The sequence below is a fragment of the Nocardiopsis sp. TNDT3 genome (assembly GCF_003427465.1).
In the GTDB taxonomy this organism is placed as follows: Bacteria; Actinomycetota; Actinomycetes; order Streptosporangiales; family Streptosporangiaceae; genus Nocardiopsis; species Nocardiopsis dassonvillei.
In genome coordinates, this window is sequence record NZ_QPFC01000465.1 from 1 (window position 1) to 13636 (window position 13636).

General features: G+C 70.1%; 8 protein-coding genes. 5 read left to right on the forward strand and 3 right to left on the reverse strand.

Features of this window, described 5'->3' with window-relative positions:
- Window positions 1-413: 413 nt before the first annotated feature.
- Window positions 414-4379: a type VII secretion protein EccCa gene (gene eccCa / locus DQW06_RS12140; RefSeq protein WP_370449071.1), complete on the reverse strand. Its 3966-nt coding sequence runs from the start codon at window positions 4377-4379 to the stop codon at window positions 414-416.
- A 217-nt stretch (window positions 4380-4596) separates the two neighbouring features.
- On the opposite strand from eccCa, the gene eccD reads away from it, so the two are divergent.
- The 4 genes from eccD (at window position 4597) to DQW06_RS12160 (ending at window position 10321) form a co-directional block, all read left to right on the forward strand.
- Window positions 4597-5931, forward strand: a complete 1335-nt coding sequence (gene eccD / locus DQW06_RS12145; protein WP_117198451.1) for a type VII secretion integral membrane protein EccD — start codon at window positions 4597-4599, stop codon at window positions 5929-5931.
- Window positions 5932-6101: 170 nt separating this feature from the next.
- Window positions 6102-6431 carry a hypothetical protein gene (locus DQW06_RS12150; RefSeq protein WP_117198452.1) on the forward strand — a complete coding sequence of 110 codons (330 nt, stop codon included), beginning with the start codon at window positions 6102-6104 and terminating at the stop codon, window positions 6429-6431.
- Window positions 6432-6485: 54 nt separating this feature from the next.
- Entirely contained in the window at window positions 6486-8999 is a 2514-nt protein-coding gene (locus DQW06_RS12155) for a hypothetical protein (protein WP_157983416.1), read from the forward strand.
- Window positions 9000-9025: 26 nt separating this feature from the next.
- Entirely contained in the window at window positions 9026-10321 is a 1296-nt protein-coding gene (locus DQW06_RS12160) for a PQQ-binding-like beta-propeller repeat protein (RefSeq protein ID WP_157983417.1), read from the forward strand.
- A gap of 21 nt (window positions 10322-10342) precedes the next feature.
- On the opposite strand, the gene DQW06_RS12165 is transcribed toward DQW06_RS12160, so the two are convergent.
- Complete coding sequence (locus tag DQW06_RS12165; protein WP_117198455.1) at window positions 10343-10816, reverse strand: GerW family sporulation protein; 474 nt, start codon at window positions 10814-10816, stop codon at window positions 10343-10345.
- Window positions 10817-11015: 199 nt separating this feature from the next.
- Between DQW06_RS12165 and DQW06_RS12170 the strand changes: the two genes are divergently transcribed.
- Window positions 11016-11645 carry a hypothetical protein gene (locus DQW06_RS12170; protein ID WP_117198456.1) on the forward strand — a complete coding sequence of 210 codons (630 nt, stop codon included), beginning with the start codon at window positions 11016-11018 and terminating at the stop codon, window positions 11643-11645.
- 209 nt (window positions 11646-11854) lie between these two features.
- On the opposite strand, the gene DQW06_RS12175 is transcribed toward DQW06_RS12170, so the two are convergent.
- Window positions 11855-12994: a WD40 repeat domain-containing protein gene (locus tag DQW06_RS12175; RefSeq protein WP_013156420.1), complete on the reverse strand. Its 1140-nt coding sequence runs from the start codon at window positions 12992-12994 to the stop codon at window positions 11855-11857.
- Window positions 12995-13636 lie beyond the last annotated feature (642 nt).

The window sequence follows — 13636 nt, forward strand, 5'->3', positions numbered from 1 at the left end:
GGGATCACCGGGGGGACGCCGCGGTTCGGTCCGGGACGCGGTACCCATTATCCGGTTCGCGACGACACGACGCCCCGGCCGGGGGGCCGAGCCGCCGTGCCGCGCCTCGCCGGGGTCGCGGCCGGGCAGGCCCGTCACGCGGGCCCCGCCCGGGCCGGGACGGCGGCGAACGCCGTCCCGGGGCGCGTGGACCACACGGGTCCGCCTGGCCACATCCGGCCACGGCGGCGGACTCCCGCCATGTGAGGGCCCCTCGCGCCGTGCCGGGATCCGCGCCGCCCGAAAGGCCGGTGCCGCGCGGGACCCTCAGCGGGGGAAGGCCGCCACCGCGTGGAGCCGGGCACCGTCCGAAGGCCCGTGCTCGTACCGGGTGGAACCCGCACCGCGCGAAGGCGCGCGGCGCGGAACTCCCGTCACGCGGGCGGTTCGCTCCATCCCACCTGGACCAGGTCCGGACGCTGGCCGCGGCGGGCCAGCTGGGCGCGGCCGACCGGCAGCTGCTTGGACGCCGTGCCGTTGGCCAGGCGCCCCTCCATCCGGTCTCCGGAGAAGAGCACGCCCGGCGTGGCCATGTCGCTGAGCGCCTGGAGCACCGGCTCGAACATCGCCCGCGCCGAACCGCCCGTGCGGCGGGCCGCGATGATGTGCAGCCCCAGGTCGGAGCCCTGCGCGATGAAGGGCACCAGCGGCGCGAGCGGGTTCGCCCTCGCCCCCAGCATGTCCATGTCGTCCACGACGATGAACAGGTCCAGGCCCTTCCACCAGCTGCGTTCACGCAGCTGCTTGGGGGTCACGTCCGGCCCCGGCAGGCGCTGCTTCAGCGAACCCGCGAGGTTCGCGGCGACCGCCTGGGTCTGCTCCGCGCTCGTGCAGTAGGCCAGCAGGTGGTCCTCCGGGACCAGCTCCAGGTGGCTGCGGCGGAAGTCCACCATGACCACGCCGATCTCCGTGGGCGGGCGCTGCACGATCTGCTTGACCAGTCCGCGCAGGAGGGTGGTCTTGCCGGTCTGCGGGTCGCCGTACACCACCAGGTGCGGGTCCCGGGACAGGTTCGTGGTGACCGGTGCCAGCGTGCTCTCGGCCAGGCCCACCACCAGTTCGGCGGCACGGCCCTTGGGAGCCCGGCGGCCCTTGAGCAGGTCGGACAGCTCCACCTTGGAGGGCAGCGTCTTGACGCCCTGGACGGCCTTCTGCGGCCAGCGCTCCCCGATCCGCTTGACCAGGTCCCGGATCCCGTCGGTGACGTCCTCGTCGCTGGCCACCGCGTCCACCCGCGGCAGGGCCACGTGCGTGTGGTGCTCCTCCGCGGTCAGGCCGCGCCCCGGGGTGTCCTTGGGCAGCGCCTCGGCGACCTTGCGCCCGATCCCCGAGTCCATCGGGTCGCTCAGCCGCAGCTCGAACCGGCCGCCGAACAGCGCCTGCAACCGGGACCGGATCTGCGAGGAGGCGGCGCCGGTCAGGATCGTGTGCACGCCCAGGGACGGGCCCCGGGTCGCGATGTCCATCAGGACCTCGTCGGCCTCGTCGAAGGTGTCGCGCACCGAGGACCAGCCGTCGACCAGCAGGAACAGGTCGCCCACCACGTTCGCGGGCACGGTCCCGTCCGCGCGCGCCTGGCGCAGCGCGGCGGGGGAGTCGAGCCGGTACTTGCGGAACACGCGCTGGCGCCGGTCCAGCTGGGCGCGCACGTCCACCAGCACCCGCTGCACCTTCTCCGGATCGGCCCGCCCGGCCACGCCCGCCACGTGCGGCAGATCCTCCATCGCCTGGAGCGCGCCGCCGCCGAAGTCGATCGCGTACACGCCCACGCGGCCCGGCGGGTACCGCCACGCCAGGCTCGCGACCACCGTGCGCAGCAGCGTCGACTTGCCGGACTGGGGCCCGCCCAGCACGATGACGTTGCCCTCGGCGCCGGTGAAGTCCATCTCGGCCGGAACGACGCGCTGCTCGCGGGGGATGTCGGTCAGGCCGATGACGGCCCGCATGTCCGACGGGCGCGGCTCGGTTCCGGCGCCCTCCAGGTCCTCGCCCTCGCCCAGCTCCTCCAGGACCCTGTCGAGGGTGAGCAGTCGCGGCAGCGGCTCCAGCCAGATCGGCCGTACCTTCTCCGCGCCCGAGGCCACCAGCCGGTCCACCGTGACCTGGAGCGTGGTGCGCTTGTCCTCCCCGCGCCCGGACCCCTCGCCCCTGCCGCGGACCGACTCCACCAGCGACTCCACCAGCGAGCCCGCCCCGGTCACCTTGTTCAGCCCGTTGAAGGAGAGCAGGGGCAGCACCGGTTCGTGCTCCTCCTTCTCCTCCTGGACCGGCGGCTCGTAGGGCTGCGACACCATCGCCGCCTTGAACCGCTCGAAGACCGACGTGTCCACCTTCAGGTAGCCCGAGCCCGGTTCGGGCGGCAGGTGGTAGGCGTCGCCCACGCCGATGGCCTCGCGGCTCTCCGCCTCGGAGAACGTGCGCAGGCCCACCCGGTAGGACAGGTGCGACTCCAGGCCCTTGAGCTTGCCCGACTCCAGGCGCTGGGTGGCCAGCAGCAGGTGCACGCCGATCGACCGGCCGATGCGCCCGATGGCCACGAACAGCTCGGCGAAGTCGGGGTGCGCCGTGAGCAGCTCGGAGAACTCGTCGATGATGATCAGCAGGTGCGGCAGCGGTTCCAGGCCGGGGTCGTTCTCCCGGGCCGCCTCGTAGGCGTGCAGGTTGGGCAGGTTGCCCGCGTCCTTGAGGATCTGCTGGCGGCGCACCAGCTCGCCGTAGGTGGCCTCGCGGAACCGCAGGACCAGTGAGTCGTCGTCGGCCAGGTTGGTGATCAGGCCGGTGCTGTGCGGCAGGCGGTCGGTGTCGGCGAAGGTCGCGCCGCCCTTGAAGTCCACCAGCAGCAGCGCGAGCGACTCCGGCGAGTGGTTGATGACCAGCGAGGCCACCATGGTCCGCAGCATCTCCGACTTGCCCGAACCGGTCGCGCCGACCACCAGGCCGTGCGGGCCCATGCCGCCGAACGCCGACTCCTTCAGGTCCAGCAGCACCGTGTTGCCGCTCGGCCCGACGCCGATCGGCACCCGCAGGTAGTCGCCGGTGCTGCGCCTGCGCCAGGTCTGCCGGGTGTCCAGCTGGGCGACGTCGGCCACGCCCAGGATCTCCGGGAGCCCCACGGTGGCGTGCATGGCGTCGTCGCCGTCGGTGACGGCGATGCCGTACGGGGCCAGGATGCGGGCCAGGGAGGTCAGGTGCGCGACGTCGGACCGGTCCGCGCGGCCCTCCAGCGGGACGCGCGGCGCGTCCTCGGAGGTGTCGGCGTGCTCGGTGGCCTCGGTCAGCGTGCCGTCGGCGTCGATGCGCAGCCGCAGGTCCACGCCCTCCGGCTCCTCGCGCCGGTCCGCCACCAGGGCGATCACGTGGATGCCCAGGTCGGCCAGGGAGGTCACCGGCGGTTCGGCGTGCAGTCCGGACAGGGTCGACTGGTACTCGCCGTCCAGGACCACGACCAGGCGCTGGGTGCCCGGGCCGGGCGGTGCGCCGCGGCGCCGCTGGAGGTCGACGGTGCGCCGCTCGATCTCGTCGGAGAGCAGTTCGGCGATCTGCACGGTGTTGACCGCGACGAAACGGGCGGGCAACGGCCCGTCCTTGGCGTCGTCGAAGGTGTTGTGCGGCAGCCACTTCAGCCACTCCCAGTGGGACCGCAGCTTGTTGTCGCGCACCACGCCGATCCGCAGGTCGTGCGGGGAGTGGAAGGTGGCCATCTGCGCGACGAGCGAGCGGGCCAGCCCCCGCGCCGCCTCGCGGTCGCCCACGACCGACACCACGCCGTGCTCGCGCAGCGGCAGGACCAGCGGCATCTCGGGAACGTTCGCGTACAGCTCGATGAGCTGGTCGGCCGCGCCCTGGCACACGGGGTCGTAGACGATCAGCGGCGAGGAGGTGTCGACCTTGAGCCTGAGCCGCCGCGCCAGCGGGCGCGTCCCGGTGCCCGCCCGCAGGTCCAGGAAGTCCGGGTCGGCGGCCCGCCGCTCCCACCGGCGCGTCCGCGACCGCGCCGGATCGACGAGCAGCTGCGGGTCGGGGTGGCGGAACGCGCTGTCGGCGCGCTGGACGGAGGCCACGTCCCGGACGATCTCGCGGAGCTGGTCGAGGTAGTCGACGTAGCGTTCGCGCTGCTCGCGGATGCGCTTGCGCGGGCCGTTGTGCTGGGCCACGAACATGATGATGCCGACGACCACGCTGGCGATCATGATCATCACACCGGCGACGGCCATCAGGGGACGGTGGCCCATGGTGATGGACATCAGCAAGGAACCCGAACCCGTGATGATCGGCATGATGATCATCGCGCCGGAACTCGACGAGGGCGGATTCTCCGGCATCTGCGGAGGGGTCGCGATGACGAGCGGAGTGTTCCCGGGGGCGGTCGGGACGCTGCGAGCTGGGCGGGGTACGGGTCTCGTCGCCACGGGGATCTCTTTCGGTCCGCCTACGGGGGCTGGTGTCTGGGTGGCTACGCTAGGAATGATCTCGCGATCCCCGCGAATCGCCTAATTCACGTCCGTCTCCCCCCGAGGGTGACAACCGCCCACGACGAACGACAAAGGAATTCTTGGTGTGAGTGGATACTGCCGGGTCACGGTGACCGGACCGGAACGCTGGGCCGATCTGGCACTCCCCGGAACGGTTCCCGTGGCCACACTGATGCCCCGCATCCTGGAGGTCTGCGCACCCGAGGAGGAGGGCACCGAACCCGCCGCGTGGACGCTCACCACCGTGGAGGGCGAGCCCGTCCACCCCGACCAGCCGCTGGAGGACGCGGGCGTCTACGACGGCGACGTGCTGGTGCTGGACCGCCGCACCGCGCCCGGCAGGCCCGCGCACGTGGACGACGTCCGCGGAGCGGTCGAGGACCGCGTCGACGCCACCGCGCACATCTGGAACCCCACGACCACGCTGTCCTTCGGCCTCCTCGTCGCGGCCATCGGCCCCCTGCTGCTGTTGGGGCTGATGATGCGGCTGAGCCCGTCCGCCTGGCACCTGGGGATCGCCTCGGCGGGAACCCTGTTCACGGTCGCGGTGATGCTCCTCGCCGCGCGCAGGCCGCTGCCCGCCGTCGCGCACGTGCTGTTCACGACGGCCTGCGCGTGGGGCGCGGTCACCGCCGTGCTCGCCGCGAACCTGCTGACCGACGCGAACTTCCTGGTGCAGGCGGCCTTCGCGCTGTCCGGCGCCCTGCTGGTGGCGGTGATCGGCTGGACGATGCACGAGACGGGGCTGGCCTACATCTGCGCGCTCGGCGTGCTCGCGGTGACGGCCGGAGTGCTCGTGGCGGTGGGCGTCTTCGTGGAGCCGGTGCAGGGGGCGCGGTCCATGGGGCTGGTCCTGGCGCTGTGCGTGGGCGCGCTGCCGCGCGTGGCGATGGTGATGGGCGGGCTGTCCGGGCTCGACTACGAGGTGGGGCGCTCGGGGCAGGTCACCACGGACCGGTTCGAGGACACCTTCGGCAACACCGACCGCATCCTGCTGGGCATCGTGCTGGGCGCGGCGGTGAGCGGCGGCGCGACGACCGTGCTGCTGGCCTACCTGGCCACGGGCCTGCCCGACCTGCTGCTGTGCGCGCTGCTCTCGCTGCTGCTGGTGCTGCGCTCGCGGCTGTTCGACCGGATCCGGCACGTGCTGCCGCTGCGCCTGGCGGGGGTGCTGGGCCTGGGCGCGGCGGGCGTCGCGACGGTCGGCGAGTACGCGTTCCTGGCGCCGTGGCTGCCGCTGGTCGCGCTCGTGGCGGGGATCGCGCTGGGCGTGCTGAGCTGGGTGCGGCTGACCGACGTGCCGCGGGCCTCGCTGCGCCGCCTCCTCAACTGGACGGAGATCCTGGTGATCATCGCGATGTGCGCGGTGTTCGCCTGGGGGATGGGCCTGTTCGCGTTCGTGGAGCGGATGACCTCATAGCGGGGCCGGTTGCTCCGCGCCGCATCGCCGAGGAACGGATGGGCGCCTGGACCTGCACTTCTTGACGGTCTATCGGGCGGGCTGGATAGATTGTCGCCGTTACTCCCCCTCGGAACATTTGCCTGTACCCGTCCCGCAGGTGTTCCCCAGTACCTGGATATGGAGATCCCATGACTTCGGGTGAAGCGGGTTCGAACCCGTACGAATCCATGAGCGCTGCCGCCAAGGCCGAGGCCATGCTGGAGTCGATGGTCTATATCGGCATTGATTTCGAAGGCGCCGTCGAGGAGCTGACCGGAGCGGTGTCCTCCTATGTCAGGTCCGGATTGAGCGACTACTCGGACAGCACGACGGAGAACCTCAGTGCCGTCGTTCAGAACGGGATAGCCCTGGCGAGCAACGTCGAGGGAGCCAACACGTCGATCCTGGACGCGGACTACGAGAGCGCCGAAGAGGTCAGGGAGGGCCTGGAAGCCCTGGACATCCCGATCAACTTCTAGGCTCGCCGAAACCGATCGTTTCGTTGACTTTTCATATGGCAGGAGTTCTCCTTCATGGGTATCGCGGACATGTCCTTGGGACTTCCGGAGGATATCGACGCGGACGTTTCGACCATTGAGAGCAAGTGCGACACGCTTGATCGGATCTGCTCCACGATGATGGGACGTGCGCACGACACCGACGGCCATTTCCATGATGCGGCGGGGGAGTTCACCAGCGCGGTCGCTTGGGACCTCAGTTCCGCTTCCACGACCGAACTCGCCAAGTGGGAGGAGGCTTCGGGCTCCCTGACCTACGGTGCGGCGACTCTGCGCATGTGGGCCGAGGACATCGAAACGTACCGTTCCACGAGGGAAGAGCTCAAGGAGCGGTGGGAGGCGGCGAAGTCGTCGGCCCAGTTCAGAGTGGACAATCCGGTCCTGGGCAATCCTCTCGACCCGCTCGGTGGTCTGGTCGATTCATGGCTGACCGACCAGGAGGCGGCGGAGGTGGAGGCCCTCGGGGAGGTGAGGGCCCAGCTGCTGGGTGAGCACTCCACCGCTTGGAACACGCTGATGGACCAGGCGGAGCAGACCGAGAAGGACCTGCGCGACGGACCCAGCACGGAGAGCCTGGAGCGGATGATCGACGCCGGCCATCTGGGCTGGCGGCATATCGGGCTCTTCCCCCCGGACAACCCTCCGCCGCTGACGGAGGAGGAGGGTACGGAGGCCGCCGACGAGCTGGAGTCCTACCTGGAGGACCCGGAAGGGTACGAGGGCAACATCGCCGAGGTCCTGGCGATGCTGACCCTCGTGACTGGCAACGGGCCCTCCTACCAGAACAACGGAGGCCAGCCACCAGCTGACCACATGGACTTCCTGGAGGCCTTCTACGAGGGCTTCGAGGACACCCTCATCAACATCGACGGACCTCGTGGTGTGCTCGGCGCCGTGGACCTGTTGGAGAACGGCGAGGGCATCGACGACGAGATCCGGACGGGCTTCCTCAACTCCATGGGCGAGGGGCTCATGATGCTCTCCGACGAGAGCCTCTTCGGGGGCTACGACCGTCTGCCGGAGAGCGTGCGCAGGGCAGCGGAGGGGCCCTCGCTGATGGACCCGGACCAGTTCGAGCACTACGACCTCAACACCTGGTCCTCCGAGGTCGGTGCGCTGGAGACCCTGCTGAGCAGCGCCAGCCCGGACATGCGTGCCGGTGTGGACCTGTCCGCGACGCTCACCCTGTCCATGGGGCACTACGCGGGTGGTGGTGAGAACGCCGTCGGCGCCTGGGTCGGTGAGGAGGACACGCTCTCCCTCGTGGAGATCGCGAGCCGCAACCACGACGCGATGCACGACATCTTCACCGGAGAGTACGAACACCCCAACTTCGTGGGGGAGGACGGGGAGTTCAAGGAAAACGCCGTCGACACGACTCATCAGGAAGTGATCAACCGGGCCATTGAGGGCCTCTACACCCATGAGTGGAGCGACGACGGCGAGACGCTTCGCAACATGACGGACTGGATCGCCGAGGAAGCCGACAGCGATGATCCGTACGAGGTTGACAGATCCGAGAGAGCCTTCATTGGCCTGATCGATACCTTGACCAGCGACTACATGCTGGAAGCCCTTTCGTCCACCGGCCACGAGGTGGAGGACAGTTTTGAGACAGAGGGGCGTAACGGTCGGCCCGAGGAGCATATCTTTGATTGGAAGGATGTCTCCATGGGGCACCTTAATCCAGAGATAGCAGATAGTATGGCCGGAATATTCGAGGTCTACATCGATGCTTTCGCTGATGATGGGGTGATGGGAGGGGACGACAAGATCGACTCCGATGTGGAGACTGGCCACAACGGCAGTGGTGATTATGCTGTCTCCTTGGGTGATAGACGTGATTTCATTCAGCTGATTGCGGGTAATTCCGATGCGTTTGAGCGTGTGGTGGAATCCTCTTCCCAGTACACGAATGAGTCCCTGCAGGCTTATATGAACACCCATGATGGTTATCCGGATGTGAACCACGCGATGCGCTCTGGGCTTCTTTGGAACGCTGTGGAGACTGGTTTTGCGAACGAAGTGGCATCACGCCTGGAAAACCATACGGCCGAGCTAGACGACGAGAAGGCTCAGCGCGCGTTCGCTGTCGACATGGCTGCAACTTTCATTCCTAACCCTCAGGCCCTGGAGGGATTCAAGTTCGTTTCGAAGGAAATTATCGAGCATGTTGTTTCCGAAGAACATATGTCCGAGGAGGAACTTGCCGGGCTCTCCGGCCTCCCCGGTGGCGTGACTGAAGCCGAGGTCCAACTCCATGCCATGAGTGGGTTGGAGAACAGCGAGGAGTGGGATGGTGAGCAACCACCGCCCCGGATGAAGGACGAGGACGGTGAGTTCGACCCGACCACCGAGTCGTGGGGATATTCGGGAAACACCGAAGAGAGGGAAGAACGGCAGGCTTACTTCGAAGACATCCGCTACGAGTCCTGGCCCGGTGCGGAGAACGGTAAACCGGTGGAGGACGTGGTGGAGGACTTCGTGCAGATGTTCAACACTGGATACGGTGTTCAGAGATCGGAGTAGGCAGGATGCGTCTGTCACCCAAGGGTATGCGCGTTTTCTTGGCGGTTGTGGTGGCACTCGCCGTGTTGACCGCAGGCCTGTTCGCGGGACCCCGTCTCCTGGACTGGCTCCGACCTGTGGACCACACGGTCGCCGAGACCGTGGTGCCCGACCGCGAGGTCCCCAGCACGGTTTCCGAGGTGGCATGGGAATGGCGGCCTCCCGAAAACGAGCTCATCGACGGCGTCCTGCCGATCCCGAACGGCGCGGTCGCCGTCTCCGACAGCGGTGTGACCGCGCTCGAAGGGGTTGCTGGCGAGGAGATGTGGCGCTACCGGCGCTCGGACGCGGTGGTGCGTTCCGCCAACGTGACACCGGACCGGGAGAGCGTCGTGGTCTCCTTCTCCGACATGGACGTCGAGGAGGACGCGCGGGTCGAGACGATCGTCGTTCTCGACGGCAGAAGCGGGGAGATCAGGGACGAGTACGAGCTGCCCTCACCGTCGGTGGAGGCATCGGCCTCCCGGTTCAGACATGTCACCGACGAGGTCTTTCTCGCCCCTGGTGAGAACGCCATGGGGATCGACGCCTTCGCGTTGGAGGGCGGCGAGCGGGTGTGGTCCCACGAAGGTGGCGGTGCTGGTGCGCCAGGACCCCTCATCACGGCAGAGGGAACCGCCATCGCGACGGAAACCGTCAGCGAGGAACCGGGTGGGGAGCTGACTCTCATGATGACGGGCCTGGATACGGAGACGGGCGAGGTCCTCTGGGAGGAGGAACAGCCTCTTGCTGACTACGAGGAACCGTTCGAGTTGCGGCACGAACCCTCGTGGGGCGCGATCCACCTGCGTTTCGTCGAGCAGGGTGAGGGGACCGTTCATCTGCTTCTCGACCCTTCGACCGGACAGGTGCTGGCAGCCCCGTCGGCACAGCCGTTCTGGGTCCTGGAGAGTGGTTACGTCACTCTGTCCCGCGCCCCGGAGGACGAAGACCGCGTCCAGTACGAGTACAGGAGTTTCGACGACGCCGAGGAGCGGTCCCTCACGGCTGAAAACGGTTCCGCAGACGCGGACCTCCATCCAGGACTGGCTACCGAGGAGGGTGTTCTCAGGCTGTCTTACGCGGAGGAGGACATGACCCGAGGGCCGACGGCACTGGAGGTACTCCCTTGGGAAGGCGAACCGAGAACGATCCCCCTAGGCTTCACTGTGCACGAGTGGCTGGCTGCGGGCAGCGGCGGGACGCCTGCTGAGACGTCGGTCCCGCACATGGTTTCTGCGCCGGGGGCGGTCGTGGTCGTGGACCAGGAGAACTGGGGCACGGAGATGGTCGGCCTCAACTGAACGCCGCCCCGGCGCGGCGGGTCAGTCGGTGCGCCCGGTCCCGCAGGGGGTCCGCGCGGCCTCGGTGGACTCCCGCATCGCGGCCAGGGCGCGGCGGCGGCGCGCCTCGCGCAGCGAGACGCCCACGATGCGGGTGGCCGCGGCGGCCGTCACCACGGCCAGCGGGATGACGAGCAGTGAGGCGGGCTGCCGGATGGGGCGGTACCGCGCCCCCTCCCGGTCGATCAGCAGGAAGCCCGCGGGCCGCACCCGGACGAAGCCGCTGCCCCCGGCGCCGTCCCCTCCCGCGGCGAACAGGCGGCTGGAACCACCGCCCATGATGGTCAGCGCGGTCACCCGGGCCACCGGGACGACCGTGGACCCCTCCGCGACCACGGCCGCGCCGAACGCCGACGAGGACCGCGCGGAGGCGCCGGTGTTCTCGATCAGCCTGGCCAGCGCGGACAGGGCGGGACTGGTGCGGCGGGCGCGGCGGCCCAGGGCGGTGTCCGGCATGGCGGCGGGTCCCTTCGTGGCGGTTGCGTACCCGCCCCATTGTGTAACGCGGCCGAGGTGCCCGGAACGTTCCTGGCCTGTTCCGGACACCGGGTCGCGGCCTGCGGAAGGCGGCGTTGGCCGGAACGCTGTGTGACGGAATGTGAGGGGAGGGCGATATGGTGTCCGCCGTCCGCGTTCCCCAGGAAGGAAACCCCCGGTGTCCCCTGCGCCCCACACGACGAAGACCGCGACCGCGCTGGTCCTGGCCCTCCTGCTGACCGCCTGCGGCGGCGCGGAGCCGGAGCAGGCCGCGGACGCCCCCGACGCCGCCGCGGCCGACGCCCAGGACTCCCCGACCGAGGGGACCCCCGAGGAGGCGGTCGAGCTGGTGGACCCGATGGAGCTCGCCCCCGACGACCTGTGCGCCGTCCCCTCGGACGAGACGCTGGACGAACTCCTCGGCGGCGAGGACATGCGCAGCGACGCCCAGCAGACCACGGGCCGCCCCGACCCCGCCGACCTGGAGGACCTCGACCGGCTGCGCATGTCCTGCCTGCTCGTCACGGCGGGCGGGCTCACGCTCCAGTACGACATGGAGGTCCACGAGGGCCCCTACGCCGACAGCACCCTCGCCGGCGTCACCGAGGAGGAGGCCGACCCCGGGATCGACCTCGGCGACTTCGCGGTCACCGGTTCCGGCTCCGGTGACGACGGGGCGGACGTCACCGTGGTCGAGGGCCAGGTCATGGTGCACGTCAGCTACAAGCAGGTGGGGGGCGGCGCGCAGGAGGAACTGCTCGACGGCGCCCTGACGGTGGCCGAGGAACTGCTCGCCTCGGTCGGGTAGCGGCTCCCGAACCGGGACCCGGGTCCGGCCCCGGGCCCCGGTTCGGGAGCGGCGGCCGGACACGTGCCGGTAGGGGGACGGAGCCCGGGTCTCCCGCGGCGGGGCCCCGCCGGTCCGGACGCCCTCCACCTCCCCTGCGCGGTGACTCCCCCGCCCACTTCTTCCCCGGGGCCTCGGAGAGCGGGCCCGCCGCACGCCCGCGGCCCGGCTCAGGGCGTGAGCACGTTGATCAGGCTCAGTTCGGTGTCGTAGACGGCGACGTCGCCGGTCCCCGTGCGCAGGCCCGCCACCCGGGACCCGTCCTGGGACAGGGCCATGGGGAACACCCGGGGCAGGTCCGGGCCCAGCGCGACCTCGGTCGCCGAGGCGTACCGCCACGCGACCATGTCGCCGCGGCCGGTGGAGGGGTCCAGGCGGGCGGCGAACACACGGCCGCTCGCGGCGCTGTACGCGACGTCCACCAGGATGCCCTCGTCCGAGCCGGGAACGAACTCGCGGACGATCGCTCCGGTTCCGGGCACGACGAGGAACACGGAGCCGGAGCGGATGAGCAGCACGGCCGAGCCGTCCGGGACGAGGTCGAACGAGGCCGCGCCGACACCGGCGCGCTCACGGATCAGGCCCCGCAGCGAGAGGCTCCCGGTGTCCCACACGGCGATCCCGCCGCCCTCCTCGCCGCCCGCCACCACGCTGCCGTCGAGCGAGTACCTGATCGAGCCCAGTACGCCCGAGCCGGACAGCCGCGCCTCCAGCTCCCAGGTGCGGGTGTCGTGCAGGTGCAGGTGCCGTCCGTCGGGGTCGCCGCGCACGCCCAGCGCGAGTGAGGAGCCGTCGGGGCTGAAGGCGATCGACCGCACGGCCCTCTCCTCACCGACGTCCCGCCTCCTGCCGGTCTCCAGATCGACGACGGTGGCGCCGTCGAGGGTTCCGTAGGCGAGCAGGCACCCGTCGGGGCTGAACGCCGCCGGGGTCGGCGGCACGGCGGAGGAGTCGTGGTCGATGCGGGCGATGGCGCGCGACTCCCGCCAGTCCCACAGGGTCACCGTGTCGATCTGGGAGACGGCCAGGACGGAGCCGTCGGGCGAGAAGGACAGCGCGAGCGGCACGTCCTCGGGGAAGGAGGCCATCGGGGTCCCGGTCGGCGCGAGGCTGTCGGAGACGGCCGATCCGGTCGCGGAGCAGTCGGCGGCGCCCTCGGCCGCCTGGGGGTCCCAGGAGGGGGCGGTGAAGGAGTACAGCCCCACGCTCACCAGGAGCACCACCACACCGGCCAGCGCTGCCGCGCGCAGCAGGGAGCGGCGGCGGCGTTCCCCGAGCCGTGAGGGTTCTTCGGGGTGGAGGGGGCGCATGGGTCCTCTGGGGGGTGTTACGGGGGTGAGCGAGGACGGCCCGACGGTTCCGGGCCGGTGCGTGTGTGGTTGTCAGCAGCCACCGTAACCCCAGAAGACCGCTGGTGGGGAATGGTTCTGGAGGGTTCGGACAGGTTATGTGCCTGTCTGTCAGTTTTTGGTGCCTTAGGTCCGAAGATCTCTCGGCCGGAGGAAGGCCGCAGGGACGCGCGGCGGGCGAAAGGTCCGCCGGGGCCTTTGGAAACGGGACGCGGGAACGCCCGTGTGCCAGGGGATTTCGGCTTTACGCCGAACCGGGGCGTGTCGAACCCTCCTGCGCGGGTAGGCGAAGGGGCAAGGGATCGTCCGCACGCGCGCCGGACAGGTGGCCGAGGGGCGTGTGCGGGAAGAGGGTCGTCTCCACGGGAGAACGGCGCCGCGCGGGGCGACGGGGTCCGCGCGCGGGGCCCGGGGACGCCGACAGGCGTGCCGGGCGCGTTCAGCGCCCGTACGAGGCCGTGCGCCGGACAGGGGAGTGCGCGGGCGGGTACGTGTGCGGAGCGGGCTCCGCGGGCGGCAGCCGGGGCCTCAGCGGGGCTGCGCTGGCCGGGGGCCTCGGATCCGGCCGTGCGGCCTCAGGCCGCGACCGTGTGTTTGATGACG

Bases quoted from the DNA above. Each gene is read 5' to 3' on its own strand.
- DQW06_RS12150 (WP_117198452.1), top strand. From the start codon at position 6,102: ATGACTTCGGGTGAAGCGGGTTCGAACCCGTACGAATCCATGAGCGCT.
- DQW06_RS12155 (WP_157983416.1), top strand. From the start codon at position 6,486: ATGGGTATCGCGGACATGTCCTTGGGACTTCCGGAGGATATCGACGCG.
- DQW06_RS12160 (WP_157983417.1), top strand. From the start codon at position 9,026: ATGCGCGTTTTCTTGGCGGTTGTGGTGGCACTCGCCGTGTTGACCGCA.
- DQW06_RS12165 (WP_117198455.1), bottom strand. From the start codon at position 10,816: ATGCCGGACACCGCCCTGGGCCGCCGCGCCCGCCGCACCAGTCCCGCC.
- DQW06_RS12175 (WP_013156420.1), bottom strand. From the start codon at position 12,994: ATGCGCCCCCTCCACCCCGAAGAACCCTCACGGCTCGGGGAACGCCGC.